The sequence below is a fragment of the Nocardiopsis halotolerans DSM 44410 genome (genome assembly GCF_000341065.1).
Classification (GTDB): Bacteria; Actinomycetota; Actinomycetes; order Streptosporangiales; family Streptosporangiaceae; genus Nocardiopsis; species Nocardiopsis halotolerans.
In genome coordinates this window covers 1-25,954 of record NZ_ANAX01000224.1, presented here as the reverse complement: position 1 = coordinate 25,954, position 25,954 = coordinate 1, and the positions used below count along the sequence as shown (strand labels likewise).

17 protein-coding genes and 3 pseudogenes (1 of these 20 cut by a window edge) are annotated in these 25,954 nt (G+C 71.7%); 14 read left to right on the top strand and 6 right to left on the bottom strand.

Features of this window, described 5'->3' with window-relative positions; translation table 11 throughout:
• A pseudogene (locus D455_RS30830) lies at positions 1–484 on the bottom strand (hypothetical protein); it reaches 433 nt to the left of the window's first position.
• Between the two features lie 386 nt (positions 485–870).
• On the opposite strand from D455_RS30830, the gene D455_RS30825 reads away from it, so the two are divergent.
• From D455_RS30825 to thiC, 8 genes and pseudogenes are all read left to right on the top strand, one after another.
• Positions 871–2,778, top strand: coding sequence for a GDSL-type esterase/lipase family protein (locus D455_RS30825; protein WP_017571979.1), 1,908 nt, complete (start codon positions 871–873; stop codon positions 2,776–2,778).
• A 66-nt stretch (positions 2,779–2,844) separates the two neighbouring features.
• A complete protein-coding gene (locus tag D455_RS34740; protein WP_017571978.1) occupies positions 2,845–4,941 on the top strand; it encodes a hypothetical protein in 2,097 nt (698 codons plus the stop codon).
• A complete protein-coding gene (locus D455_RS34570; protein ID WP_017571977.1) occupies positions 4,938–5,078 on the top strand; it encodes a hypothetical protein in 141 nt (46 codons plus the stop codon). Before D455_RS34740 ends, D455_RS34570 begins: the two co-directional genes overlap by 4 nt.
• Positions 5,079–5,309: 231 nt before the next feature.
• Positions 5,310–6,728 (top strand): glycosyltransferase family 4 protein, encoded by a 1,419-nt coding sequence (locus tag D455_RS0117325; protein WP_017571976.1) that lies wholly within the window; start codon positions 5,310–5,312, stop codon positions 6,726–6,728.
• The gene (locus D455_RS0117320; RefSeq protein WP_017571975.1) at positions 6,725–11,437 is read left to right on the top strand and encodes an alpha-(1->3)-arabinofuranosyltransferase; all 4,713 of its coding nucleotides are present in this window, start codon (positions 6,725–6,727) and stop codon (positions 11,435–11,437) included. Before D455_RS0117325 ends, D455_RS0117320 begins: the two co-directional genes overlap by 4 nt.
• Positions 11,434–12,471, top strand: a complete 1,038-nt coding sequence (locus D455_RS0117315; protein WP_017571974.1) for a DUF3068 domain-containing protein — start codon at positions 11,434–11,436, stop codon at positions 12,469–12,471. The genes D455_RS0117320 and D455_RS0117315 overlap by 4 nt, the downstream gene beginning before the upstream one ends.
• A 169-nt stretch (positions 12,472–12,640) precedes the next feature.
• A complete protein-coding gene (locus D455_RS0117310) occupies positions 12,641–13,492 on the top strand; it encodes an SOS response-associated peptidase (RefSeq protein WP_017571973.1) in 852 nt (283 codons plus the stop codon).
• Positions 13,493–13,705: 213 nt separating this feature from the next.
• Positions 13,706–15,372 (top strand): annotated as a pseudogene (gene thiC / locus D455_RS30820) (phosphomethylpyrimidine synthase ThiC).
• Here the strand turns inward: thiC and D455_RS0117300 are convergent.
• Positions 15,351–15,683, bottom strand: a complete 333-nt coding sequence (locus tag D455_RS0117300; RefSeq protein ID WP_017571972.1) for a DUF4345 family protein — start codon at positions 15,681–15,683, stop codon at positions 15,351–15,353. The pseudogene thiC and the gene D455_RS0117300 overlap by 22 nt on opposite strands.
• A 28-nt stretch (positions 15,684–15,711) precedes the next feature.
• Positions 15,712–16,557 carry a methyltransferase domain-containing protein gene (locus D455_RS0117295; RefSeq protein ID WP_017571971.1) on the bottom strand — a complete coding sequence of 282 codons (846 nt, stop codon included), beginning with the start codon at positions 16,555–16,557 and terminating at the stop codon, positions 15,712–15,714.
• Between the two features lie 350 nt (positions 16,558–16,907).
• Here D455_RS0117295 and D455_RS0117290 point away from each other — a divergent pair, with 350 nt between their 5' ends.
• The 4 genes from D455_RS0117290 to D455_RS0117270 all read left to right on the top strand — a co-directional run bounded on the left by D455_RS0117290 (position 16,908) and on the right by D455_RS0117270 (position 21,472).
• Positions 16,908–17,576, top strand: coding sequence for a sigma-70 family RNA polymerase sigma factor (locus D455_RS0117290; protein WP_017571970.1), 669 nt, complete (start codon positions 16,908–16,910; stop codon positions 17,574–17,576).
• Positions 17,573–17,881 carry a mycothiol system anti-sigma-R factor gene (gene rsrA, locus D455_RS0117285; RefSeq protein ID WP_017571969.1) on the top strand — a complete coding sequence of 103 codons (309 nt, stop codon included), beginning with the start codon at positions 17,573–17,575 and terminating at the stop codon, positions 17,879–17,881. The genes D455_RS0117290 and rsrA overlap by 4 nt, the downstream gene beginning before the upstream one ends.
• 832 nt (positions 17,882–18,713) lie before the next feature.
• Positions 18,714–20,141 (top strand): HD-GYP domain-containing protein, encoded by a 1,428-nt coding sequence (locus tag D455_RS0117275; RefSeq protein WP_017571968.1) that lies wholly within the window; start codon positions 18,714–18,716, stop codon positions 20,139–20,141.
• On the top strand, positions 20,141–21,472 hold the full coding sequence (locus tag D455_RS0117270) for an HD-GYP domain-containing protein (RefSeq protein ID WP_017571967.1): 1,332 nt from the start codon (positions 20,141–20,143) through the stop codon (positions 21,470–21,472). Before D455_RS0117275 ends, D455_RS0117270 begins: the two co-directional genes overlap by 1 nt.
• A 130-nt stretch (positions 21,473–21,602) precedes the next feature.
• Here D455_RS0117270 and D455_RS30815 read toward each other — a convergent pair.
• Positions 21,603–22,317: pseudogene (locus D455_RS30815) on the bottom strand (GntR family transcriptional regulator).
• 144 nt (positions 22,318–22,461) lie between these two features.
• Here D455_RS30815 and D455_RS0117260 point away from each other — a divergent pair.
• Positions 22,462–24,006, top strand: a complete 1,545-nt coding sequence (locus tag D455_RS0117260; RefSeq protein ID WP_017571964.1) for a sensor histidine kinase — start codon at positions 22,462–22,464, stop codon at positions 24,004–24,006.
• A 33-nt stretch (positions 24,007–24,039) separates the two neighbouring features.
• Here the strand turns inward: D455_RS0117260 and D455_RS0117255 are convergent, their stop codons facing one another.
• The gene (locus tag D455_RS0117255; RefSeq protein ID WP_017571963.1) at positions 24,040–24,297 is read right to left on the bottom strand and encodes a WhiB family transcriptional regulator; all 258 of its coding nucleotides are present in this window, start codon (positions 24,295–24,297) and stop codon (positions 24,040–24,042) included.
• 304 nt (positions 24,298–24,601) lie between these two features.
• The gene (locus D455_RS0117250) at positions 24,602–25,534 is read right to left on the bottom strand and encodes a diacylglycerol/lipid kinase family protein (protein ID WP_017571962.1); all 933 of its coding nucleotides are present in this window, start codon (positions 25,532–25,534) and stop codon (positions 24,602–24,604) included.
• A gap of 128 nt (positions 25,535–25,662) precedes the next feature.
• On the opposite strand from D455_RS0117250, the gene D455_RS0117245 reads away from it, so the two are divergent.
• A partial coding sequence (locus D455_RS0117245) for a hypothetical protein (RefSeq protein WP_017571961.1) occupies positions 25,663–25,954 on the top strand: 292 nt, incomplete at its 3' end.

Sequence of the window (25,954 nt, the reverse complement as noted above, 5' to 3'; positions counted from 1 at the left end):
CCGACATGTAGCGGCCCCGGCCGCTGGCCAGGCCGACGACGGCCAGGCACACCGCCACGGTGGTCAGGCTGACGGCGATGAGCAGCGGGGCGGAGGCCGTGGTCCCGGTCTCGGCGCCGTCGGCGGTGGACATGCTGAGCAGGCCGAGCGCGACCGGCATGACGCCGAGCGCCACGTACTCGCCCCGGGTGAGGCGTTCGCCGAGTACGAGGGTGATGACGAGGATGCCGCAGGCGACCCCGGCGGCGAAGGCGGGCTGGGCCACCGACACCGGGGCCAGGCCGAGTGAGACGATCAGGCCCACGCTTCCCAGGGCGGCGAAGACGCAGCCGAGTACCCACCGCGGGTTGGTGAGCAGGACCCGGGCCAGGTGGAGGGGGCGGTTGATCGAGATCGACTCCGCGCCGTGCAGCGCGCGCTGTTCCACGGTCAGGCCGACGGTGTAGACCACGGCGGACAGCAGGGCTACCAGGAGTCCGGTCACGGGGCTGGCCTGCTTTCTTGTCGGGGCCGCGGCCGTTCGCGCGCCTGCTCGGTCGGGGGTCGGGGTGTGGGAGTGCCTTAGGGGGTTCCTGGTGGGTGATCCGGCCGTCCCGTGGACCCCGGAGGAGTCCGGACCCCGACGGGGCGCGGATCCGGGTCGGCGGTGCCGGACCGGGAGGTCGAGGGGGAGGGGGTAGCCGCTAACGTCGGTGTTCGCGGTCCCGCTCAGCCGCTGAGGGCGTCGGATGGTTGACGTCCTCCATATAACCAGTTCTAGTCTTCTCTGACGAGCTCCTGTTTCTGACCTGTGAGGTTTCCAGGTCATTGGCGAGCCAGGGCATGGGTAGAACCTGTTTCGGAGATGTTCGCACGGCGCGACGGCGAGGGATGGGCACGGTGCAGGACCCGCGTGAGCCCGACGAGGACGCCCCGAGCTCCCCGGACGAGGGGACCGACGAACCGCGTGCGGAGGCGGACCCCGTTGGCGCCGGGGCCGCGGGGGAGCCTGAGGCCGCCGAGGGCGCTGGGGCCACCGAGGCCACGGGTGGCCCGGAGACGGTGCCCGTACGCCCCGCGTTCCGTGAGCGTGTGGCTGACCGGTTCCGCTGGAACCGGCGCCTCTGGCCCGACCCGCGCGACCTGACCTGGCGCGACCTGGCCCCGTGGCGGCCCTCGCGTTTCGAACCGGGGCCGCTCGGGCTGCTCGGTGTCATGCTCTCGGCGATGGCCGTCACCCTCCTGCTCGTCCAGACCGGTTCCGGGGGAGCGGAGGGCACGGAGAACGGGCCCGCCACCGGACCCGTCACCGTGCCGGGTCCGCCCGAGGGGGAACTGCGCGTCATGGCCGTCGGCGACTCGCTGACCCAGGGAAGCAGCGGTGACCACACCTGGCGCTACCGCCTGTGGTCCCACCTGCGCGAGGCCGACGTGGAGGTCGACTTCGTCGGTCCGCGCGACGGCCTGTACGGGCTGGAGGCGGGGGAGTTCGACGACCACGACTACGCCGTCCCCGACTTCGACACCGACCACGCCGCCCGGTGGGGGGCCACCGCGCGGGAACTGGCCGCCGAGACCGCGCGGATCGCCGCCGAGCACGAGCCCCACTACCTGCTCCTCCTGGCCGGAACGGAGGACATCCTGGCCGGTGGCGGCGCCGACAGCGCGCTGGAGGGGATCGGTGCGACGGTCTCCACGGTGCGCGTCGTGCACGGGAGGACCCGGTTCGTCGTCGGGGAGTTGCCGCCGGTCGAGGGTACCGGCGCGGACGGGAGGATCAACGCCGAGATCGACCGGTTCAACATGGGTCTGGTCGACCTCGCCTCGCGGCTCACCTCCAGCGACTCGCCCGTGGTGGTCGCGCGGGTCGCCGACGGGTACGCCCCGGCCCGCGACAGCTGGGACGGGGTGCACCCGAACACGCGCGGCGGGCTGAGGATCGCCGCGGCCTTCGCCGACGCACTCGCCGATCCCCTGGAGGTCGGACGGGCCTACCGGCGCCCGCTGCCGAACCCGGCGGTGGGTCCGCTGACCGCGCCCGAGCCCGTGGCCGAGGAGTCCGAGGACGGCCTCGTGCTCAGCTGGGAGGCCGTGCCCGGCGCGACCGACTACCGGGTGTCGCAACGGCGGGTCACACCTGATCCGGACGAGGCCACCGTGCTTCCCGTGGACGTGCGCGTCGACGGGGACGGCCGTTCCGTTCTGGTGGAGGGGTTGTTCAGCGGGGCGCGGTACGAGTTCGTGGTGCGTCCGTTCAAGGGCCGGGACGAGGGGGTGGAGTCCGAGCCCCTCCAGTGGGTGTGGGACGACGAACCGCCTCCGGGGCCGTCGTGGGTGCGGGTCCTCGACGGAGGGGCGACCGTGGAGTGGGAGGAGGTGGCGGAGGCCTCCCACTACGAGGTGTGGGTGCGGGTGCTGGAGTGCTCGGTGGCCGACGACAGGCGTCCGCCCGCGGAGACCACGGGGGAGGGCGATCCCTCGGACGGGCCGGTGGACGATCCGTCCGGGGGAAGCAGTGGTCCGCCCACGCCGGACCCGCGGCCGTCGCCGCCGCCCACGCCCACGCCGGAACCCCGGCCGGAGCCCTCCGAACCCGATCCCGTGGAGCCGGAGACGCGTTGCGAGCGACGTGACGCGCGCGGTCCCGAGGACGGCCGGGGATGGCGCACGCTGGGGTCGGTGGGGGAGGCGACGCGCTGGTCGGCGACGGTCTCGGGCGCCTACGAGGTCGTGGTCCGCTCCTACCGCGACTACGCGGAGGGCGGCTACTCCGACAGCGTCCTGCTCTCGGAGGGCTGATGGTTTCGGAGCGGGACGAGGGGGCCGGCCACGGCGNGTCGGGCCGCGCGGCTGCTGCCGTGGGCCGTGGGGCTGCTCGCCGGGGTGCTGGCACTCGGTCCGGCGCTGGGTCCGGGGTACGTGCTCCGGTACGACATGGTGTTCGTGCCCGACCCGTCGTTGGGCACCGTGCTGCGGGGCGCGGACGGTTTTCCCCGGGCGGTTCCCAGCGACGCCGCGGTGGCCGCGCTGTCCGCCGTGCTGCCGGGGGACGTCGTGCAGTCGGTGGCGCTGTTGGCGGTGTTCACCGTGGGCGGGGCCGGTGCCGCGCGTCTGGTTTCGCGTGTGCTGTGCCGGGGCGGTCGGATCGGGGCCCTGCTGGCTTCGGCCGCCGCCGGGGCGGCCTATGTGTGGAACCCGTTCGTGGCCGAGCGCCTGCTGCTGGGCCAGTGGGCGATGCTGCTGGGGTACGCGGGACTGCCATGGGTGGTGGGGGCCACCGCACGGCTGGCCGTGGTGCGTCCGGCGGCGGGATTCGCCGGACTGGTCCGCGCGCTGCTTCCGGCGGCCGTGGGCGGGTTCTCGTCGGTGGTGCTGAGTGCCCTCACGGCCGGTCCCGTCGCGCTCGTGCGTCCCCGGGGGGAGGGGGCCGCCGTGCGGCGTGGGTCGTCGAGGCCCGCACCACGCCAGCGGTCGGAGGACGCGGAGGCTGGGAGGGCGCCGTCGGGACCTGCTCCGGCGAGGCCCCCGGTCTCTGGTGTCGCGCACGGGCTCTCCGAGCCCGTGGAGAGGGCGGAGCCGTCAGGGCACGCAATGGAGGAGGCGCAAGCGTCCGGTGTGCCGCGTGAGTTCTCCGGGAGTCATGGGGGCGCTGCGCCATCCGCGTCCGCCACGGGGGAGGACCCAGGAGCGGGCGTGGCGCGCACCCCGGCGGCGTCCGGCGGGCGCTGGTGGACGCGGGCGGGGCTGTTCGCGCTCGCGCTGGTCACGGTCTCCCTGCCCTGGCTGCTGCCCGCCCTGACCAGCGGCGCGGACACCGACCCCTCCGGGGTGGAGGCGTTCGCGGCCCGTTCGGACACCCCGTTCGGCGTGGTCGGCTCCCTGCTGCTCCTGGGCGGGGTGTGGAACTCCGGCGCGGTCCCCCCGGGCTACGGGGAGCCGGTGACGGCCACGGCGCGGCTGCTGTTGTGCCTGGTGTCGCTGGCGGGATGGGTGTGGTGGTCGCGCCGCGACCGGCCGGGGTTCGGCCCCGGTCTGTCGGTGGCCGCGGTCCTGGGCCTGCTGATCTCCCTGCTGGGCGTCACGGAACCGGGGCGCGAACTCCTGGTCCGGCTGATCTCCGCCTGGCCGGGGTTCGGGCCGCTGCGCGACGGCCAGCTGTACGTGGCTCCGTTGGCCCTGGTCCAGGCGCTGGGACTGGGCGCGTGCGTGTGGTGGTTGACCGGAAGGCGCGCGGCGGCGGCCTCCGGCTCGGACGGCGCGGGCACTCCGTGGCGCGTGGGGCTCGCGGTGTTCGTGGTGTTCCTGCCGGTGGTGGTTCTTCCGGGGCTGTTGTGGGGCGCGGGCGGTCGGCTGGCCCCGGTGCGCTATCCCGAGGAGTGGCTGGCGGCCCAGGAGGCGGTGGCCGCCGACGACCGGCCCGGCACGGTGCTGGTGCTGCCCTGGAGCGCCTACCGCGGTCCCGACTGGTCGGGGCGTCCCGTGGTGGTCCTGGATCCGGCCACCAAGCTCTTCGACCGGCGCGCCCTCTGGAACGACGACCTGGTCGTGGGCACCCCGGACGGGGGCACGGTGGTCGTGGCCGGTGAGGACGCCCGGGCACGGGAGGTCGCCCGGGTGCTCGGATCCGACCCCCGGACGGGTCTGCCCGAGCGGTTGGACGCCGTGACGCTGGGCGGGTTGGGCGTGCGGTACGTGGCGGTGTCCGCCCCGGTCGATAACCAGTTCTGGTCTGGTGTGGAGGGTCTGTCCGTGGTGGTGGAGGGGGAGGACATGACCCTTCTGCGGGTGCAGGACCAGCATGTAAAGCCTGACAAAGCTGGCATTCCGGGGTTGGAAGTTACCGGGGGGTTAGTTACAGTTGGGGCAATCATCTGGTCTGTGGCTAGATCAGGTTCTAGTCTCGTTTTCCAGTGCTCCGGTCCCAGCGCGGGGCCGGGCGCGCGGAAGGAGATCCCCAAGTGATCAAGGTAATCGCCGCCTGCGTCGTCGGTGCGGCCCTGGCGGGAGGTGCCACCTTCGTGGCCACCAGCGTCGCCACGGAGTCGACCGCCACCGCGGAACCGGTGAACGAAACCCTCTACAACTACGGCGACCGCTAGGACGCCCGTACCGCGGAGGTTCGCGGGCGCTCCGCCCCCGCGGGGCGCCCCACTCCCCGACTCCCGCGACCCCGGGGACCGTCCCCCGGCCGCCCACCACCACTGACGTCCGGCCCACGGGCCTGCCCGGCGTGCGCTCCGCCCTTCCCACGGGGCGTCGCGCTACGTGATAACGCGCGTTCCTCCAGTAGTCACGCGCGTCCGGCCGGACACCGCGCGGAAGGAGAGCGTGTGGTCTTCCCGAAGGTCCACCGGGTCCGCCAGGAGGCGGAACCCGACCTGCCCGCGGTCGCCGAGGCCCCGGCCGTCACCGTCCCCGTCCAGGCCGACACCGGCGTACGCCCCGACCTCGGGCCGCGCCTCGACGGTGTCCGCCTGGTCATGGTCAACTGGCGCGACCCCTGGCAGTCCACCGCCGGGGGAGCGGAGGAGTACGCCTGGCGGATCAGCCGCCACCTGGCCGAACGCGGCGCCATCGTCACCTTCCTCACCAGCCGCGAGCCCCACCAGGCCCGGGTGGAGACCAGGGACGGGATCGTCATCCGCCGCATGGGCGGCAGGTTCACCGTCTACCCGCGCGTCATGGCGTGGCTGACCCTGTGGCGGCGCGAGTACCAGCTCGCCTTCGACTGCATGAACGGGATCCCGTTCCTGTGCCGTCTCGTGCTGCGCCGCGGAACCCGGGTGGTCAGCGTCGTCCACCACGTGCACGACCTCCAGTTCAACGCCTACTTCCCGCGGCCGATCGCCTGGTTGGGCCGTTTCGTCGAGTCCGCGGTCGCCTCGCGCGTCTACCGTCGCTGCACCACCGTCACCGTCTCGGAGTCCTCCCGCAGGGCCATGCGCGACAAGCTCGGCTGGCGGGCGCCCATCGAGATCATCCACAACGGCGGCCTCCCCGCGCCCCGGACGTCCCTCCGCCCCCGTTCGTCGTCCCCGGAGCGCCACCCCTACCCGGCGGTGGTCAGTCTGGGCCGCCTCGTCGTCCAGAAGCGCGTCTCGCGGGTGGTCGACCTCGCCGGGCGGCTCCGCGACGAGTACCCCGACCTGAGGGTGCACATCATCGGCCGCGGCCCCGAGGGCGCGCCCCTCGCCGACCGGATCGCGCGCGACGGCACGGGCGACCGCGTCCACCTGCACGGGTTCCTGTCCGAGGAGGACAAGAACGACGTCCTGGCCTCGTGCCACCTCCACGTCACCGCCTCCGAGTTCGAGGGCTGGGGCCTGACCGTCATCGAGGCGGCACGTCTCGGAGTGCCGACCGTGGCCTACGATGTGGACGGACTTCGCGATTCGGTCCGCGACGGCGAGACCGGGTGGCTGGTGCGCGACGGTGAGGAGCTCGCCGACGTGGTCGCCCGCGCCCTCAAGGAGCTCTCCGACCCCCGACGGGCCGAGGCCGTGCGGCGTGCCTGCCGCGCGTGGGCGTCCCGGTTCACCTGGGAGGCCAGCGGCGCGCGGATGACCCGCCTGGTCGCCAGGGAGCTCGGCCTCCCCGGCGCTACGGAGCACGACGGCACCGGGCCCGACGCCCCCGAGACCCCGGGCGTCCACCACCTCCCGGATACCCCCGACGCCGCGGACGTCCCCGACCCCCTGGGCACTGCCGACACACCGGACACGGCAGTAGGCAAGAAAGCGACGATGTGACTCCAACGGAATCCACCGCCAGGCGCGAACCGGAGGATTCCCGCACACCGGCCCCCCGGGGCGGGGACGACGGGCTGCTGGCCCGTCTGAAGGTCCTCACGGTGTGTCTGCTCCTGGGCGCGCTGGCCGCCAGCATCGAACCAGGCAGGATCGTCAGCGACACCAAGCTCGACCTGACGAGCAACCCCCTGGGGTTCATGGAGCGCGCCCTGCACCTGTGGGACGCCTCCTACTTCGGCCAGATCCAGAACCAGGCCTACGGGTACTTCTTCCCCAACGGCCCCTTCCACCTGCTGTTCGACGTGCTCGGCATGCCCGACTGGCTCATACAGCGCCTGTGGATGGCGGTCCTGCTCGTCGCCGCGTTCACCGGCGTGTACAAGGTCGCCGGGGCCATGGGCGTCGGCACCGTCAACACCCGCATCCTGGCCGGGGTCGCCTACGCCCTGGCCCCCCGCGTGCTGACGCTGCTGTCCTACAACTCCGCCGAGTTGCAGCCCATGCTGCTCATGCCGTGGATCCTGCTGCCGCTCGTGCTCGGGGCCAGACGCGGTTACCCGCCCGCGCGTATGGCGCTGCTGTCGGGCCTGGCGTTCCTGCTCTGCGGCGGCACCAACGCCGCCTCGGAACTGGCCGTCCTGGTCGTGCCCGGCCTCTACCTGGTCACCCGGGCGAACGGGCCCCGCAAGTGGCGCCTGATCCTCTGGTGGTCGGGCGCGCTGGTCCTGGCCTCGTTCTGGTACGTCGCGCCGCTGCTCATCATGTCGCGGTACGTGTTCTCGTTCATGCCCTACACCGAGGACGCCTCCGTCACCACCGGCGTGACCTCGCTGGTCAACACGCTGCGCGGCACCTCCAACTGGATGGGCTTCCTCCCCTCCCAGGGCAACACCGCCCTGCCCGCGGGCGCGGAGCTGTCCCTCACCCCCTGGCTGATCGCGGTCACGGCCCTGGTCGCCGGGCTCGGCCTGGCCGGGCTCGTCAACCGGCGCACCCCCGAACGCCTCTTCCTCGTCACCAGCCTCCTCACCGGCACCGCGATCATCGTCGCGGGGTTCACCGGTGACCTCACGGGCCCCTTCGCGGGGACCATGCGCGAGGCGTTCGACGGTGCCCTCGCGCCGTTCCGCAACGTGCACAAGTTCGACGCGCTCGTGCGTCTGCCCCTGGTCATGGGCCTGGCCCACCTGCCCGTGGTGGTGGCCCGGGACCGGGCCGACCGGCACGGCACACCCGTACCCGGCCGTGTGCGCCGCACCGTCGCGGGCGCCACCGCGTCGGTCTTCGTGCTCACCCTCGTGCCCGTCAGCACGGTGGGGATCGCCCCGGCGGGCGGATTCGTGAGGATCCCCGACTACTGGTACGAGGCCACCGACTGGCTGGAGGAGCGCACCGACGAGCGCGGCATGACCATGGCCCTGCCCGGTTCGGCGCGCGGAGAGTACCAGTGGGGGCGTCCCATGGACGAACCCCTCCAGCCCCTGTTCGACGGCGCCTGGACCAACCACCAGATCATCCCGTGGGGTTCGGCGGGTCTCTCCCGGATCAACCACGCGATCGACCAGCGCGTCTCCTCCGGCCGCGGGTCGGCGGGGCTCGCCGACGCCCTCGCCCGCATGGGCGTCACCCACCTGCTCGTACGCAACGACCTCCAGCGCACGGGCAACAACGGCGGCTGGCCAGCCCGCGTCCACCAGGCCCTGGGCGACTCGCCCGGCGTCACCCTCGCCGCCGAGTTCGGCCCGGTCATCGGCTCCCTGGAGCACCAGTCCGCCTCCCAGTGGTTCGACCAGCCCTACCAGGCCCTGAGCGTCTACGAGGTGGAGGACGCCGCGCCCACCGTCGGCACCGTCCCCGCCGACGAGGCGATCAGGGTCACCGGCGGCCCCGAGTCCGTGCTCCACCTGGCCGAACAGGGACTGGTCAACGGCGACCGCCCGATCCTGCTGGGCGACGACCCCGGCGCGGAGGGGATCGCCGCCGAGGACACGGTCGTCACCGACACCGCCCGCCGACGCGAGGTCGTCTACCCCGACGTGCGCCGCAACATGTCGGCCACCCTCACCGAGGACCAGGAGTACGAACGCGACGTCCCGGCCCCCAACATCTCCGACCCGGCGTGGGAGGACCACGTCGCGTACGCCGAGGACGTCGGCATCGCCTCGGTGAGCGCCTCCTCCTCCGAGAGCGGGGCGGGGGCCCGAGCCGTCGACCGCGACCCCGGGCACGCGCCGCACGCCGCGCTCGACGACGACCTCAGCACCTCCTGGCGGTCCAGCGCCTTCACCGGCGCCCTGGGCGAGTGGATCGAGGTCGAGTTCGAGGAGCCCCAGGACCTGACCGGGCTCAGCATCGCCTTCGAGCAGCTGGCCGACGAGCCGCCGCCCTCACGGATCACCCTCGTCACCGACGACGGTGAGACGCAGGTGCCCGTCGCCGGGACCGAGGAACCGCAGGAGCTGAGGGTCCCGCCGGGACCGACGACCACGCTGCGCGTGCGCGTGGACGAACTGGCCTGGGAACCGGAGTACCGGTTCGGCACCCGTGTGGGCATCGCCTCGATCTCCGTTCCCGGCCTGGAACCGGCGCGCACCCTGCGGGTTCCCGGCCCCGCCGACACCGGAACCCTGCTGTTCACCGGCTCCACCGGAACCGTGCCCGGCTGCATGGAGGGTTCGCACGTGTGGGTGTGCAACCCAGACCTCCAGGTGCAGGGTGAGGACGCCAGCCGCCTGGACCGCGGGTTCACGCTGTCGGCGGAGTCGGCCGCCGCGCCGCACACGGTCTCGGGCCAGGTCATGCTCACCGACCCCCGGGAGGCGGAGAACGCCGCCAACCGGGCCAGCCCGTACCCGCACGTCACCGCGTCCTCCACCGCCGTGCAGCACCCCGCCGCCATGGGACGGGGCGCGCTGGACGACGACGAGAGCACCGTCTGGTACCCGGACCCGGAGGAGAGGAACCCCTGGCTCGACATCGAGCTGGGCGAACCCACCACGATCGGGTACCTGGAGGTCGAGTTCCCCCGCGCCGACAGCGTGCTGCGTCCGATCCGGGTCACCGTCGAGGGCGGCGGAACCGTCCGCGAGGGGTGGCTGGACGGCAGCGGTCGTGTGGACTTCGCCGAGTTCACCGCGGAGTCGCTGCGGGTGACGTTCGAACGCCCCGAGGGGCAGACTCTGGAGATCGGCACCATCACCCTGCCCGGGGTGGAGCACGTGGAGGCCCTGCCCGGGGGCGACGCCGCAACCCCCTGCGGGCTCGGCCCCACACTGCGGGTCAACGGCCAGAGGGTGGAGACCCGGATCAGCGACGGAACGCTCGCCGACCAGCTCACCGGCCGTCCGCTGCGCTACGAGAGCTGCACCGACCTGGAGCTGGTCGAGGGCGGGAACCGGATCGTGGTCGATCCCGGCAACCGCTACGCGGTGCGCTCGACGCTGGTGGAGTCCGGCGACCCGATCGGGGAGCGCCCCGAGGTCACCATGGCGGAGGTGGGGACCGTCCACGAGTGGGGCTCGGGTGAGCGCCGCTTCGACGTGGCCGTCGACGAGGACAGCCTGCTGGTGGTCAACGAGAACTTCAACGAGGGCTGGGAGGCCCGGTTGGAGGGGGCCGAGGGCCAGCTGGAACCGGTCCGCCTGGAGGGGTGGAAGCAGGCCTGGGTGCTCCCCGCGGGCAGCGAGGGCACCGTCACCCTGACCTACGCCCCCGACACCGCCTACCGGGGCGCCCTGGCCGTGGGTGCGGGGCTGGCCGCGCTGCTGGTGGTCATGGCCCTGTGGCCCAGGCGCCTGCCGCCGCGGGGAGCGGTGCGGAGGACCGCGGCGCCGCGCGCGTCCCGCTCCCTGCCCGGGGTCGGTCCCGGATGGCTGGACCGCCGTGTGGTGCTGCCGCTCGGTCTGGCCTACGGGGTGTGGGTGGCCGGTGCGGCCGGAGCCGCCCTGGTCGGGGCGATCCTGCTGTGTATGTGGTGGCTGGGACGCCAGGTGCCCAAGAGGTTGCGGCACGCCAAGCCGGGGCGTCCGTCCATGGGCGGGCGGACGCTGCCCCACCTGGCGGGGCCGTGGCCGGTGGCGGTGTCGCTGGGGCTGGCCGGGTTGGCCATGGCCGTGGGCACCCACCTCGTGCTGTACATGCCCTTCCACGACGTCACCGAGGTGCTCGGCGGAGCGCTGCGCGGCTGGGTCCCCCAGCTGCTGTGCCTGCCCGCGCTGGCCCGGCTGGTGCTGACCCTGGGGCAGCGGGGCGACGGGGAACCCGCCGACGCCGACCCACCGTCGGTCCGCGCCCGCGCGGTGGCGTTCGCGGGTGCCGGGGAGAGGACGTTCGCGGCCTCCGAACCCCATGGTGCGGCCGAGGACGGGGACGACCGTGTGCCGGTCGGAACGCACGCGTCCGGGAGGTCCGAAGGCGCTGCCGTGTCACCCTCCGACACGGCCAGTGCGGTTGACAGGTTGGCTGGCGCGGCCGGTGCGTATGTGTCCGGGGAGGTCGGAGACGCTTCCGCGTCACCATTCACTGAGGCCAGTGGTTCCGCTGGTGCGGTTGGTGCGCACGCGGCCGGGAACCCGGGGAACGGCCGGCCCGCCGGTGTCACCAGTGCCGACGACCAGAGCGCGCAGCCGGGGCGGACCAACGGCGCCTCCGCGCCTTCCGGGGGAGACGACGACCGGTGGGAGAACGACACCCAGGAGGCCCGCACATGAGCGTGCCCGGGGTCGAGGAGACCCTCCCCGAACAGGTGGGGTCCCGGACGGGCCCGGGGCGCTCGCTGCCCGCGGGGACCCTCCTGGTGGCCGTGGGCACGTTCCTGCTCACCCTGGCCGCCCTGCTCCCGCTGTACGTGTACGAGCGGGCGGCCCTGCTGCCGGCCAAGGCCGAGTTCGAGATCCACATGGTCGACGAGGGCGCCTGGTACCTGGACACCTCCACGTGGTCGTGGACGCAGGCCAGCGAGCTGACGCGGGTCACCCGCGTGAGCGCCTCCGCGCACGGCGGCGACTGGTCGGCGTGGGAGATGTCCGTGGACACCTCCGTACCCGAGCGGATGATCGACCACTGGAGCCGACGGGTCATCGTCGACCGCCGGACCGGCCTCGCGGTCAACTGCTGTGGTGAGCACGTCGACGGCGACCGGGCGGTTCGTCAGGCGGGGCTCGTGTACTCCTTCCCGTCCGGTGCCCGTCAGGACGGGTATCCCTTCTACGACGCCCAGGTGCGCTCGGCGCCGATGATGGAGTTCCAGGGCGAGGACGAGGTGGCCGGGGTCCCGGTCCGCCGCTACGGCCAGCGGATCGAGTCCACCCAGGTGCCCGAGTCCGCGCGCCCGGTCCCCGCCTCCCTGTTCCGCCCCGGGGCCTCGGGCACGGTCACCGCGACCCGTTGGGTGGAGGTCAGCCGCACCTTCTGGGTGGAACCGGTCAGCGGGACCGTGGTCAACGTCCACGAGACCCGTTCGGAGACCCTGCGCCCGCAGAACGCCGGCGGCGAGGCCCGGCTGCTGTACACGGAGCTGGCCATGGCCGAGCAGCAGGTCGCGGCCTACGCCGAGCAGGCCCGGGTGCGTTCGGTGCTGCTGCGCGCCCTGGACTCGTGGGCGCCGTGGTCACTGGCCCCGCTCGGCGGCCTGGCCGTGCTGGTCGGCCTGGCCAGGGCCTGGCGCGACCGTGCCGCCACCAGGGGAGGGGCCGCCCACGCCGACGGTGGTCCCGACGCGCAGTTGCCGATCCCCCGTTCGTGAGGGGCCGCGCGTGCGGTCGACCACCTGACCGGCGGCCGGGAACGCCCACCGCGCCCCCAGGAGTCGGGGTGGTCGACGGTGACCGTGGGACGATGCCGGGGGCGGGGGATGTCGGCGGATACGGGTGTTCCGGGGGAGGACGAGCCGGTCACACCGTAGGATCAAACACATGTGCGGTCGTTATGCCCAGTCCCGGAACGTGCACCAGTTGCAGCTCGCCTTCGGTCTGCCCGAGCAGGCCCTGGACGAGGAGGCCGACCCCCGGGCGTGGCCCCCGCTGGAGGAACTGGCGCCGGACTACAACATCTCGCCCGGCAGGCCCGTGTACGCGGTGCTCGGGCCGCCCCCGCGGGCGGACGGCCCGGGAGAGCCCGGGCCGCGGTCGCTGCACACCCTGCGCTGGGGTCTGGTCCCCTCCTGGGCCAAGGACCGCAACGTCGGTTACCGGATGATCAACGCGCGCAGCGAGACCATCGCCGACAAACCCGCCTTCCGCACGGCCTTCCGGCGCCGCCGCTGCCTGCTGCCCGCCGACGCCTACTACGAGTGGCAGCTGATCGGCAGGGACGGAACGGCGCGGGCCAGCACCTCGCCCGTCACCGACCCCCACCACAAGAAGCGCAAGTCCAAGGCGGACAAGAAGCCCTACTCCATCCACTACCCCGACGACCGGCCGCTGGCCATGGCGGGGATCTTCGAGCGCTGGCGCGACCCGGAGGTGGCCGAGGACGACCCCGCCGCGTGGGTGTGGAGCTGCGCCGTGGTCACCACCGAGGCCGCGCCCGAGCTCGCCCACATCCACGAGCGCATGCCCGTCGTCGTGCCCCCCGAGGACTGGGCCGCCTGGCTGGACCCGGCGACCGGCGCCGACGAGCTGGCCCACCTGCTCCAGGACACCCCGGCCGACCGGTTCGCCGTCGACGAGGTCTCCACCGACGTCAACACCATCAAGAACAACCGCCCTGACCTGCTCGAACCCGTCACCGCCACCGGGGGTGGCGAACCGGACACACTTTTCTGACCCTGGGAGCTGTGGACAGGGCCGGGGCGGATCCGGATATGGTGTCCGGGGCCACAGGGCCGGTGCGCCGGTCCGGGCCGGGGCGCGTCCGACGCGCCCCGACATCTGCATACGCAACGCGGGAGCTCGCGCCATGGCGGGCTGAGAGGGCGGCTCAACGGTGTCGCCGACCGCAGAACCTGTTCGGGTAATTCCGACGTAGGGAGGCATGCCATGACGGCTCTCGACAGCCGCGACTCCGGTTCCGCCCAGGAGCACCAGGTGACCACCGGTCCCATCATGGGATCACGCAAGGTCCACCTGGAGGTCGACACCCCCGAGGGGCACACCCTCCGCGTTCCCCAACGCCGGGTGGAACTCAGCAACGGCAGCCACTTCGACCTGTACGACACCTCAGGCCCGTACACCGACGACACCGTCCACATCGACGTCCACCGGGGCCTGCCCCCGACCCGCCGGGAGTGGACCGACACGCGTTCCCCGGCCACCCAACTGGCACACGCCAAGGCCGGGACCATCACCCCCGAGATGCGTTTCGTGGCCGCCCGCGAGGGCGTGGACCCCGAGTTCGTCCGCCAGGAGGTGGCCGTGGGCCGGGCGGTCATCCCCGCCAACCGGTGCCACCCCGAGTCCGAGCCGATGATCATCGGCAAGAACTTCCTGGTCAAGATCAACGCCAACATCGGCAACTCCGCCGTCACCTCCTCCGTCCCCGAGGAGGTGGAGAAGATGGTGTGGGCCACCCGCTGGGGAGCCGACACCGTCATGGACCTGTCCACCGGCAAGCGCATCCACGAGACCCGCGAACGCATCCTGCGCAACTCGCCGGTCCCGATCGGCACCGTGCCCATCTACCAGGCCCTGGAGAAGGTCAACGGTGATCCGGCCGCGCTGAGCTGGGAGGTCTACCGGGACACCGTCATCGAGCAGTGCGAGCAGGGCGTGGACTACATGACCGTGCACGCGGGCGTGCTGCTGCGCTACGTGCCGCTCACCGCCCGCCGGGTCACCGGCANGCCATCGTCTCGCGCGGCGGCTCCATCATGGCGGCCTGGTGCCTGGCCCACCACAAGGAGAGCTTCCTCTACACCCACTACGAGGAACTGTGCGAGATCCTCCGGGAGTACGACGTCACCTTCTCCCTGGGTGACGGCCTGCGGCCCGGGTCGATCGCCGACGCCAACGACGAGGCCCAGTTCGCCGAACTGCGCACCCTGGGAGAACTCACCCACATCGCCCGCGCGCACGACGTGCAGGTGATGATCGAGGGCCCCGGGCACGTGCCCATGCACAAGATCGCGGAGAACGTGCGCCTGGAGGAGGAGCTGTGCGGCGAGGCGCCGTTCTACACGCTCGGCCCCCTGGCCACCGACGTCGCGCCCGGCTACGACCACATCACCTCCGCGATCGGCGCCGCCCAGATCGGCTGGAGCGGTACGGCGATGCTGTGCTACGTCACCCCCAAGGAGCACCTGGGGCTGCCCAACCGGGACGACGTCAAGACCGGCGTGATCACCTACAAGCTCGCCGCGCACGCCGCCGACCTGGCCAAGGGCCACCCGAAGGCGCAGGAGTGGGACGACGCGCTGTCCACGGCACGGTTCGAGTTCCGCTGGCAGGACCAGTTCCACCTGGCGCTGGACCCCGAGACCGCGCAGGCCTTCCATGACGAGACCCTGCCCGCCGAACCGGCCAAGACCGCGCACTTCTGCTCCATGTGCGGGCCGAAGTTCTGCTCCATGAAGATCACCCAGGACGTGCGCAGGTACGCAGAGGAGAACGGACTGGAGACGGTCGCCGCCATCGAGCGGGGGATGGCCGACAAGTCAGCGGAGTTCGCCGAGCACGGCAACCGGGTCTACCTGCCCCTGGCGGAGTAGGGAGCCCGTTCGCCGGGTGCGGGGGCCGCGACGGCCCCCGCACCCGGCCCGGGCCGGGCCGCGCCCAGGCGGCGGTGCCACAGGACCGGGACCGGGGGCGCCACCGGTTCCGGGGCGGGTGGTCCCAGCATGAGGGGCGCGGGCACACCGGCGGTCACGACCGGCACGGCCCTGGCCAGACCGCCCGGGGACGCCGCGCCGTTGACCACACGCGGGGCCGCGGCGTGCTCCAGGACCCGGGGGACGATCGCGGGCAGGGCGACACCCGGTCCCGGCCACACACCGGCGGGGAACCGGTGGCCGCCGTCCACGTCGCCCCCGACGCGGGCGCCCCTCCGGTCAGCCGCGCCTCGGTTCGGGCGCCTGGAGGGGTTTCCTCGCACTCGCGACCAGGTGTACGCCCACGTAGTCGTCGGACTCGGTGGCGCGCAGCTCCATCTCCACCAGGCGCCCCATCGACCTCGGGTCGCGCGCCAGCATCACCTCCACCGTGGAGGCGGACAGCACCGTGCGCGGTTTGACCCACTCCAGCTCCAGACCGGCGTCGGCCAGGGCCTCGGTGAGCTGCTCCGCGGTGAAACACCGCGTGATGGAACCGTCCGGCCAGGGCACCAGGAGCACGTCGGCGTCGGGCGCGTGGCTCAGCTCGGGCCAGCAGTCCTGTTCGGCCAGCAGCGCCATGCCCAGAACCACCGAGTCCACGCACAACAGGGCGCGGCCTCCGGGGCGCAGCACCCGCCTGACCTCGGCCAGCGCCTCCTCGGTGGCCAGGTGTCTGGACAGCACCCGGTTGTCGGCGATGACGCCGTCGAAGGCGTCCGAGGTGAAGTTGCGCAGGAACGTGGAGTCGCCCACCACGTGGCGCAACCGCCCCCGACGCGCGGGGCGGGGCACCATCGCGCGCCCGTTCACCAGCGTCAGCGGGCGGTGCGCCGCCACGTCCGCCGAGGGCAGCAGCGTCACCACGTCGTGCCCGGCGGCCACCGCGCGCGGCGTGCCCTGGTAGTCCGGCCCGGACAGGTCGAGCAGGAGCGAGGGGTTCTCGGGGAGCCACCGGGAGACCTGCGCCTCGGCGACCGCCCAGTAGAACCGCCAGTAGTCCGACAGCCGGTCGGAGGTGGCGAACTGGGCCGCCGTCGACCGGGGACGGTCCGAGGCGGGGGTTGAGGACGGTCGCACGTGCACTCCTCTCCCATCCTTCAAGGTGTCCTACCCGCACTCTGCCATGCCTCACCTCCGGTGACGGAGTCGCACGGCGAAGTTCGCGGAACGTCAGGACCTTCGTCCCCCTCGGCATGGAATCAGCTCGCGGAGAGCGTTGTTGTCCCCGACACCACGCCCGGGAGCGAAGACCCGGGGTGTGCCCACGAACAACCGGGGAGGGTCGCCGGACCATGCCGACAGCCGGGACGTGCCTTGCGCGCGAGGAGACGGTGTCGACGCCACGCGGCCTCGATGCGCGGGTCCATGCCACGGGACCGTATCGTTGGAGCATGGATGCTCCAGCTGGGACCAGCGCAAGGAGGCCGACGGGCTTGGAACAGGGCCAGGAGCAGGAGACAGCCGAGGAGCGGGAGGAGCGCTTCGAGAGGGACGTGCTGCCCTTCCTCGACCAGCTCTACTCCGCGGCGCTGCGGATGACCCGTAACCCCGCCGACGCGGAGGACCTCGTTCAGGAAACCTTCGCCAAGGCGTTCGGTTCGTTCCACCAGTTCAAACAGGGAACGAACCTCAAGGCGTGGCTCTACCGCATCCTCACCAACACCTTCATCAACTCCTACCGCAAGAAGCAGCGCGAGCCGAAGCAGGCGGGGACGGAGGACGTCGAGGACTGGCAGTTGGCGCAGGCCGCGTCGCACACCGCGGCGGGCCTGAAGTCGGCCGAGGCCGAGGCGCTCGAACACCTCCCCGACACCGATGTCAAGCGGGCGCTCCAGGAGCTGCCCGAGGACTTCCGGATCGCGGTGTACCTCGCCGACGTCGAGGGCTTCGCGTACAAGGAGGTCGCCGAGATCATGGGGACGCCCATCGGGACGGTCATGTCCCGACTGCACAGGGGGCGCCGCCAGCTCCGGTCGCAGCTTGAGGAGTACGCGGTGGAGCGGGGATTCCTGCCGGCGCGGGCGGCGGCCGAGGCGGTCGCCTCGGGATCGTCCGCGCGGGGGCGGGAGCAGAACGGCTCGGAACGAGGAGACCGGCAGTGAGCGGCGGCCACGGCAAACACAGCGGCACCCCGTGCAGCGAGGTGCTCGAAAAGCTCTACACCTACATCGACGGTGAGCTTGAGGAGCCCAACTGCGAGCAGATCCGCGAGCACCTGGACGAGTGCGGTCCCTGCCTCGACGAGTACGGGCTGGAGGAGGCGGTGAAGAAGCTCGTGGCCAAGCACTGCGGTTGCGACCCGGTGCCGATGGACCTGAGGGACAAGGTCCTCGGCCGCCTCGCCCGGGCCCGTACGGAGCAGCTGGCCCGTGAAGCCCGGACGGAATCTCCGGGCACACCAGCCTGAGGGGGCTTCTCCCGTACCACGCGGAACCCGACACGCACGGTGGCGGAAGCTGGAATTCCAGCTTCCGCCACCTTTTTGTTGGACTCCGTGTCCTCGTCCGGTGTTGGTGCTTTATGAAGTGTTCTGAGAGTTTTGTATGGTTTTGTGGGAATGTCACTCCGGAAACCCCGTACCTGTCGGGTTTTTGGTCAGGCGCCTTCCCGGTCGCCTCCCGGCCGCCCACTTCGACACGCCCGGCACGCCCGGGCCGTTCTCGGCCGTGACCGACTCGGAATGATTTTTCCTGCGGGTTCCGGGGCGTGTTTACCTTAGTTACCATCTGTAGTCATACCTGGTGGTCCCAGCTGGAGGAGTGGGGAGCAAGCGGCCTGGGGGGTGGATATTCGGCCCCTCCTGGCCGACGCTGGCTGGTGACGTAGGGTAATCAAGGTGCACCACTAATTGAATTCGTAATTCCATATTCCGGAACTTGGTGTCGCCTGGAGGGCTCGGGGTGGTGGTAGTTCGGGTTAGGGGCAATCAGGATGCTGCTGTGGCCCGTTAAACTGGACGCCATATCCAACGAATGGGGTAATTTACGCGGCGTGCCCGGGGAAATGTCGGTGCGCCCGCGTTGGGGAGAGGAGACAACGATGTTCGTCGGTGCGTTCCACGTCATGATGAGCGCTGTTTGGGCGGTGTCCGCCTTCACCGGATGGTCCTGGTGGTAGAACAGAACCGGTGAAACCATGACAGTCCGGTCGTCGTCGGTGGGGGGTGAACGGGGGTGCGGGCTCTTCCTGGGGGCGCGCGTGTCTACGTCGGAATCATCGTTGTCAGTGCTGTCGCCATCATGCTCATCGGCCCCTACACGGGCATCGATCTGTGCACACTGGTTCTGATCGCGATCCTCTTCGTGGTCGCGGAGTCCATCAGTACGGCGGTCCTCACGGGCGTCAAGGCGGGGATCTCCCCGAGCTCGGCGGTCTCCCTGGCCGCCGTCGTCCTGGTCGGACCGGTCGGAGCGGCGGTGGTCGGTTTCTCCTCCTGCTTCGTCATCCGCAGGCAGAGCCTCGTCAAGAGGGCGTTCAACGGTGCACAGTTCGCGCTGGCGGCCTACGCGGCCGGACACGTCTACCTTCTTCTCGGCGGGACGGTCGGGGAGCCGGCCCGGGGCGACTTCCCGGCCATCGTCCTTCCCTACGTCGCCGCCGTCCTGGCGCACTCCCTGGTCAACTCGGCGCTCGTCGGCGTCCTGATGTGGACCCTGGGAGCCGTACGGCCCCCCTCGGGAGGCCGGTTCCACTGGCAGCCGCTGATGGCGGTGGAACTGACCTCCATGGGTTACCAGATGCTCGGACTGGCCATCGCGGCGGTCTGGGGCGGGGTCGGCCTCGTCGCGCCGCTGCTGGTCCTGCTGCCGCTGTTCATCGCGCGCTGGACCTTCGCCCAGCAACTGGACGAGACCCGCGCGCACGAGGCGACCCTGGCCACCCTCTGCCAGGCGGTGGAGACCAAGGACTACTACACGCGGGGCCACTGCATGCGCGTGGCGGAGGGCGCCGCCATGATCGCCCGCGAACTGGGTATGCCCGCCGAGCGGGTACAGAAGATCCGCTACGCCGGAATGCTGCACGACATCGGCAAGCTCGGGGTGCCCACCAAGGTGTTGCAGAAGACGGGGAAACTCACCGAGGACGAGTACGCGGCCATCAAGCTGCATCCCACCCGCGGTTACGAGATCGTGCGGGAGATCAGCTTCCTGGACGAGGCCCTGGCCGGGATCCGCCACCACCACGAGCGGTTGGACGGGCGCGGATACCCCATGGGGCTCGTCGGGATGGAGATCCCCGAGTCCGCGCGCATCATCAGCGTGGCCGACGTGTTCGACTGCCTGACCTCCACCCGCTCCTACCGCAAGGCGTGGTCGGTGGAGGACGCCATCGTCGAGCTGCGGGCCTGCGCCGGGACCCAGTTCGACCCCAGGATGGTCGAGGCCCTCGTTCGCGCCGTCGCACGCGAGGGCTGGGAGACCCCGGACATCGCCGAGCCCCCGGGGGGCTGTTACGGTTCGGCGGCCGCCGAGGAGGTCACCCGCGCGCGGGGGCCCAAGGAGGAGGAACCCGTCGTGTCCGACACGTCCGCCGAACGGCCCGCGGCCTCCGGAACGCCGTCCCCCCGCCCGGAGGGGGCCGCCGAGGAGATCGCGGCCGACGAGGCCGGGGCCTCCGCTGACACCGGTGCCTCCGCCGAGGCAGTGACGGGCGGACGTGACCGATGATGACGCAGAGACAGTCGGAGGGGGCCCACTCGTCCGGTCCGGTGCTGAGCGGCCCGGAGGGAGGGGCGCTGAGCCACCACCGCCCGCGGCCCATCTGGCGGACCTCCCGTCCGCTGCGCGCGGTACTGGTCGGCGCGACGGGGGCCGGGGCCCTGGCCGCGTTGGTGTGGACGGCCGCCACCGGGTTCGTGGAACCGTACGTGGCGCTGGCCTTCTGCCTGGTCGTCGCGGCCGGTGAGCTGGCCCGGATCACCCTGCCCGGCCACCGCGAGGTCGCACCCATCGCCTCGGCGGGTGCGATCAGCTACGCGCTCCTGCTGTCGTTGGGCGCCGGCCCGCTGCACCACTCCGCGCTGCAGGTGGTGGCGGTGGTCGCCCTGGGCGTGGCCCTGGGCGAACTGCCCCACATCGCCGTGGGCCGCGGCCCACGGGTGGAGGACGTGGCGCGCAGGGTGTTCGCCACGGCGCTGGTCGCGGTGGCCTTCCGGCCCCTGGTCGAGCGGCTCGACCTGTCCGGACCGTCGGTGACGGCCACGCTGCTGATGGCGACGCTGGTCATGTTCGCCTGGGCGGTGGACTCCCTGACGGCGGCCGTGCTGCGGGCCGAGCGCCTGCGCACCCGCCTGGCGGTCGCGGTCCGCGACGAGCTGCGCGCCCAGTTCGCCACGGGGGTGGCGATCGGCTCCAGCGGTGTGCTGATCGCGCTGGCCTGCACGGTGACCGGACTGGCGGGCCTGCTGGTCTTCATCGCCCCGCTCCTGGTCTCGCAGGTGGCCTTCCGCCGCCACGCCGAGGTCCGGCGGACCTACCTGGAGACGGTCCGGGCGCTGTCCCGCGTCACCGAGGTGGGCGGGTACGTGGAGAACGGGCACTCCCGCCGCGTCAGCCACCTGGCGCACGGAATCGCCTGTGAGCTGGGTCTGGCCGAGGCCGAGCTGCTGGAACTGGAGTACGCGGCCCTGATGCACGACATCGGTCAGCTGTCGCTGCGTGAGCCCATCGCGGCCGGTGCCACCGTGCTCGCCTCACCGAGGGAGCAGCGCCGGATCGCCGAGCTGGGGTCGGCCATCATCCGGGAGACCGGTGTCCTGGACAACGTCGCCGAGACGGTCCGCCGCCAGTGCGAACCGCTCGCCGGAGACGGCGACGAGGGCGTTCCGCCGCTGGGCAGCCGGATCATCAAGGTGGCCAACGCCTTCGACGACCTGGTCGGGGAGAACGGCGACGCCGAGCGCCGCACGGCGGTCCTGGAACGCCTGAGGATGGACACCGACAGCGAGTACGACCCCCGTGTGGTGGACGCCCTCGCCACGGTGCTCTCCCGCGTCTGACCCCCGTCCCCCGCGCCGCGTTCGCCGGGGATCCCGTGGGGGTGAGGGTTCCGGCGAGGGTCGGGGACGACGCAACCGCACGGGGCGTCGGCCGCCCCGGGTCACACGTGCGCACACCCGCGGGTCGGGCTCAGTCCATGGGGGGACGCAGGCGCGTGACGAACTTGTAGCGGTCGCCCCGGTACAGCGAGCGCACCCACTCCACCGGGTGGCCGTCACCGTCGAAGCTGTGCTGGCAGTGCAGCACCAGAGGCAGGCCCACGTCCACGCCCAGCAGGCGCGCCTCGTTGGGGGTGGCCAGGACGGTCTCGATCGAGGCCTCCGCCTCGGCCAGGGAAACGTCGTAGGCGCTCGCGAGAGCCTCGTAGAGGGACGCGTAGCGGTCCAGCTGCCTTCGCAGTCCCGGGAAGCGCCGCGCGGCCAGGTGGGCGGTCTCCACNCAGCCGCTCGATGCGCAGCACGCGTCCGCCCGACCGGATGGCCAGGAGCTCGGCGAGCTGGTCGTCGGCGTTGATGTAGCTCACGTCCAGGATCCGGGTGGCGGGGTGCAGGCCGTGCGCGCGCATCTCCTGGGTGTAGCTGGTGAGCTGGAGGACCTGTGCGACCTTCGGCTTGGCCACGAAGGTGCCCTTGCCCTGGATGCGCAGCAGGCGCCCCTCGACCACCATCTCGGTGAGCGCCTGGCGCACGGTGGTCCGCGAGGTGCCGAACTGCGTCGCCAGGGCACGCTCCGGAGGGACCGGGTTGCCCGCGGGCATCGCCTCGATCAGCTCCAGGAGCTGCTTCTTCACCTGGTAGTACTTCGGCACCCGAGGGTTGCCGTCCAGTGTGCGCTGACCAGTCATCAGTCTCCTCCGCAGAGTTCCGCGCTTGCCGCACACCCCTCCCGGTGTGGTCGGCACGGGCGGGTTCGCGACCGCCGATTGGTGTGGACCACTGGTCGAGTGCGTACCCCTTGAGTATGCACGCCTTCATGGGATGATTTGTGAGTGCCTCACCTCAGTGATCTCATCAGGCGTCACACGCCACTCAAGCAGGCCGATCTCGAATGGATCCACGCACTGGTCTCGGACTGGCAGCTCCTGGCGGACCTGTCCTTCGCGGACCTCGTGCTGTGGGTGCGTCTGCGTGATGACAACGGTTGGGTGGCCGTCGCCCAGATGCGTCCGACCACCGGCCCGACCGCCTTCCAGGACGACCTGGTCGAGACCGTCCTGCGTGACGACATGACCGATGTCACGTCCCGTTCGGCTCCGCGTGTGATCGGTCGCAGGGCCCTCATCGACCGTGCCTGGGGGGAGGGCCGCATCTGCCGCGACGGCGACCCCGACTGGTCGGGCGGCGTCCCGGTGCGTGAGGAGACCATCCCGGTGCGCCGCAAGGGCAAACTCATCGGCGTCATCCAGCGCAGCACCAACCTCAGCTCGGCGCGCACGCCCAGCCGCCTGGAGCTGACCTACCTCCAGAGCGCGGGCGACCTGGCCCAGATGATCGCCGAGGGCGTGTTCCCGTTCATCGACCAGGGGCCCCTGATGGTGCGCTCACCGAGGGTCGGCGACGGACTGCTGCGCCTGGACCAGAACGGCGAGGTGGTCTACGCCAGCCCCAACGCGCTCTCCGCCTACCGCAGGCTCGGCCTGGCCGCCGATCTGGTGGGGGCCCGTCTGGACCGCACCACACTGGAGCTGGCGGCCCCGGGCGAGGCGCGCGACGAGGCGCTGACCTACACCTCCAGCGGCCGGGCGCCGCAGGAGGCCGAGGTGGAGGCGCGCGGGGTCACCGTGCAGCTGCGTGCCATCCCGCTGGTCATCAACGACGTGCGCATCGGCGCCCTGGTGATGGTCCGCGACGTCACCGAGCTGCGCCGCCGCGAGCGCGAGCTGATGACCAAGGACGCCACCATCCGGGAGATCCACCACCGGGTGAAGAACAACCTCCAGACGGTGGCGGCCCTGCTGCGCCTCCAGGCGCGGCGCCTGGACGTCCCCGAGGCGCGGGCGGCGCTGGACGAGGCGGTGGGCCGGGTCGGGTCCATCGCGATCGTGCACGAGATGCTCTCGCACACCCCCGACGAGGTGGTGGACTTCGACGACATCGCCGACCGGGTGATGCAGATGGCGGCGGAGGTGTCCTCGACCGGGAACGCGGTGGTGCCGCGCCGGGTCGGCGGGTTCGGCCTGCTGAACGCGCTGGTGGCGACGCCCTTGTCGATGGTCCTGGCCGAGCTGGTGCAGAACGCGGTGGAGCACGGCCTCGGTCAGGGGCCGGGCCGGATAGAGGTGCGCGTGAGCAGGTTCGACGCCGGACCGGGCTATCCGGGGCCGAGCAGCCTGGAACTGGCCGTCTCCGACGACGGCGGGGGACTGCCCGAGGACTTCGACCTGGAGGGCACCACGAGTCTGGGCCTCCAGATCGTGCGCACCCTCATCGTGGGCGAGTTGGGGGGAACCCTGGCGATCAAGCCGAAGGAGAGCGGTGGGACCGAGGTGGCGATCACGCTGCCGCTGGAGCACGAGGAGGGGGAGGTGCCCTGAGGGGCGCGTCCCCCGCCGGTCGTGGAGGGCGGGTCAGCTGCGCACCATGGTGCGGTACGCGCTGCCCCGGCGCTTCTTGAGCAGGCGGCGCTCGTCCTCGCTGGTGCCGCCCCACACGCCGCCGTCCTGGCCGCTCTCCAGGGCCCACTTCAGGCAGGCGGAGCTGACCGGGCAGCGGTGGCAGACCGCCTTGGCCTCCTCGATCTGGATCAGTGCGGGGCCGAAGTTTCCGATGGGGAAGAAGAGCTCGGGGTCTTCGTCACGGCAGGCTGCGTCATGGCGCCAGTCCATGCGGTCCACTCCTCACGGTGAGGCGATCGGGGGCTTGTGAAGCTTTTCACGATCTTGCGCGTGTCCGTATCGGGCGAAGGGCGCCCGATGGATGGGTTCCATCGGAGGGTGGTGCCGGCCGAGGTCCGTCCAGGTTTCATCCCACGGCCATGTGGGAAGCGCCCCAATTAACTCGCCCGTAACTCGCGGCGATATCTTGAGCGTGACAGGATCGAACGGCCCATGCAAGAGTTCCCGAGGCCAAAGGTCCTGTTCGGCGTGTCGGGTGCGTCACAGTGGCTGCGAATGGCGCCTTTCGGCGCAATTAACAGACGATTCGTAATGCCTTCGGTACAGAGTGGAAGTTGACCTGATCGCGGTCTCCCAGGTATTCACCGTCGATTTGGAAGGCCCTGGGGTGGGACGACGTGATCTGGAGAGAGTCCTGGTCATGCCACGTGACGTAGCCGTCCCCACGGGCTGGAAGGCCTTTGGGGAAGAACATTTGGGAAAGGATCCATCCCGTGAGCGCGTGCGAGGAGTGGGTGAGCGCGAAAGCGTCCAGGCCCAGCTCGAAACGCGAGGACGGGGTCGGCTGAAGCGGCAGCGCCCCCGCGTACGTCCACGGCGTGGTGTTGGTGACGAGTGCGAAATACGCTCCCACAAGGGATCTTCCGCGACTGACCACGCTTAGTGACGGATCTTGGATATCCCCCTGGAAGAACAGCTTTACCGCGACTTCCGCGTACAGCGCCGGGGTGGCCCTGCGCCCGTTGGCGCGCTCGTTCTCCACCTGCTGGACCACGTCGGCGTCCCACCCGAAACCAGCACAGAACGTGAAGTACCGGTCGTCCTGGTCGCTGGTGATCCGGCCCAGGTTGATCTCGCGCTCACGCCCCTCGCGGATCGCCTCCAGCACGACACCGGTGGCCTCCACCGGGTCGCCGGGCACGCCGAGGGCGCGGATGAACACGTTGGCGCTGCCGCCGGGGATCACCGCGTAACGCGGGCGCCGGAGCTCCTCCGGGGTGCCCAGGAGCCCGTTGACCACCTCGTTGACGGTGCCGTCGCCGCCGAGGCTCAGCACCAGTTCGTAGCCGTTCTCGGCCGCCTCACGGGCCAGTTCGCCCGCGTGGTCGCGGTACTCGGTCTCGGCGACGGTGACGTCCAACTCCGATGCCAGGGCGCCCATGATCACCTCACGCGTGCGTGACGTGGTCGTGGTTGCCTGGGGGTTCACGATGAAAAGGGCGCGCACGAGGCCAGTCTAGGCGTTCCGGATCCCGTGGTTTCGCCCGCACCGGTGGGCCGTGTCCGTCCGCACACGGAGTTCCGCGGCTCCGGGGTGGGGGAGGAGGTCGTCCGGAGCGCGTATAGGCTCGTCAGGTGTCTTCTCGTCCTGTCACCATCGTCGTCGCCTCCGCGCTCGAGGCCCTGATCGGGCTGGCCGCCGCGGTCGGCGGGCTCTACGGTCTCCTCACCGCGGCCACCGGCCGGGCGAACGACCTCACCAGCGCGATCCCCCTGGTCGTCCTGGGGCTGGGCGTCGGCGCGCTCCTGGTGTTCGTCGCGCGCGGACTGTGGCAGCTCAGGGACTGGGCGCGTACGCCGGTGTTCGTCACCCAGCTCTTCCTGGCCGTGGTCGCCTACTACATGTTCACCAGCGAGCAGTACGCGA

What these genes read in the sequence shown, in the direction of transcription:
- D455_RS30825 (WP_017571979.1), top strand. Translation starts at nt 871, where the DNA reads ATGGGCACGGTGCAGGACCCGCGTGAGCCCGACGAGGACGCCCCGAGC.
- D455_RS0117315 (WP_017571974.1), top strand. Translation starts at nt 11,434, where the DNA reads ATGAGCGTGCCCGGGGTCGAGGAGACCCTCCCCGAACAGGTGGGGTCC.
- D455_RS0117310 (WP_017571973.1), top strand. Translation starts at nt 12,641, where the DNA reads ATGTGCGGTCGTTATGCCCAGTCCCGGAACGTGCACCAGTTGCAGCTC.
- D455_RS0117275 (WP_017571968.1), top strand. Translation starts at nt 18,714, where the DNA reads ATGCTCATCGGCCCCTACACGGGCATCGATCTGTGCACACTGGTTCTG.
- D455_RS0117270 (WP_017571967.1), top strand. Translation starts at nt 20,141, where the DNA reads ATGACGCAGAGACAGTCGGAGGGGGCCCACTCGTCCGGTCCGGTGCTG.
- D455_RS0117255 (WP_017571963.1), bottom strand. Translation starts at nt 24,297, where the DNA reads ATGGACTGGCGCCATGACGCAGCCTGCCGTGACGAAGACCCCGAGCTC.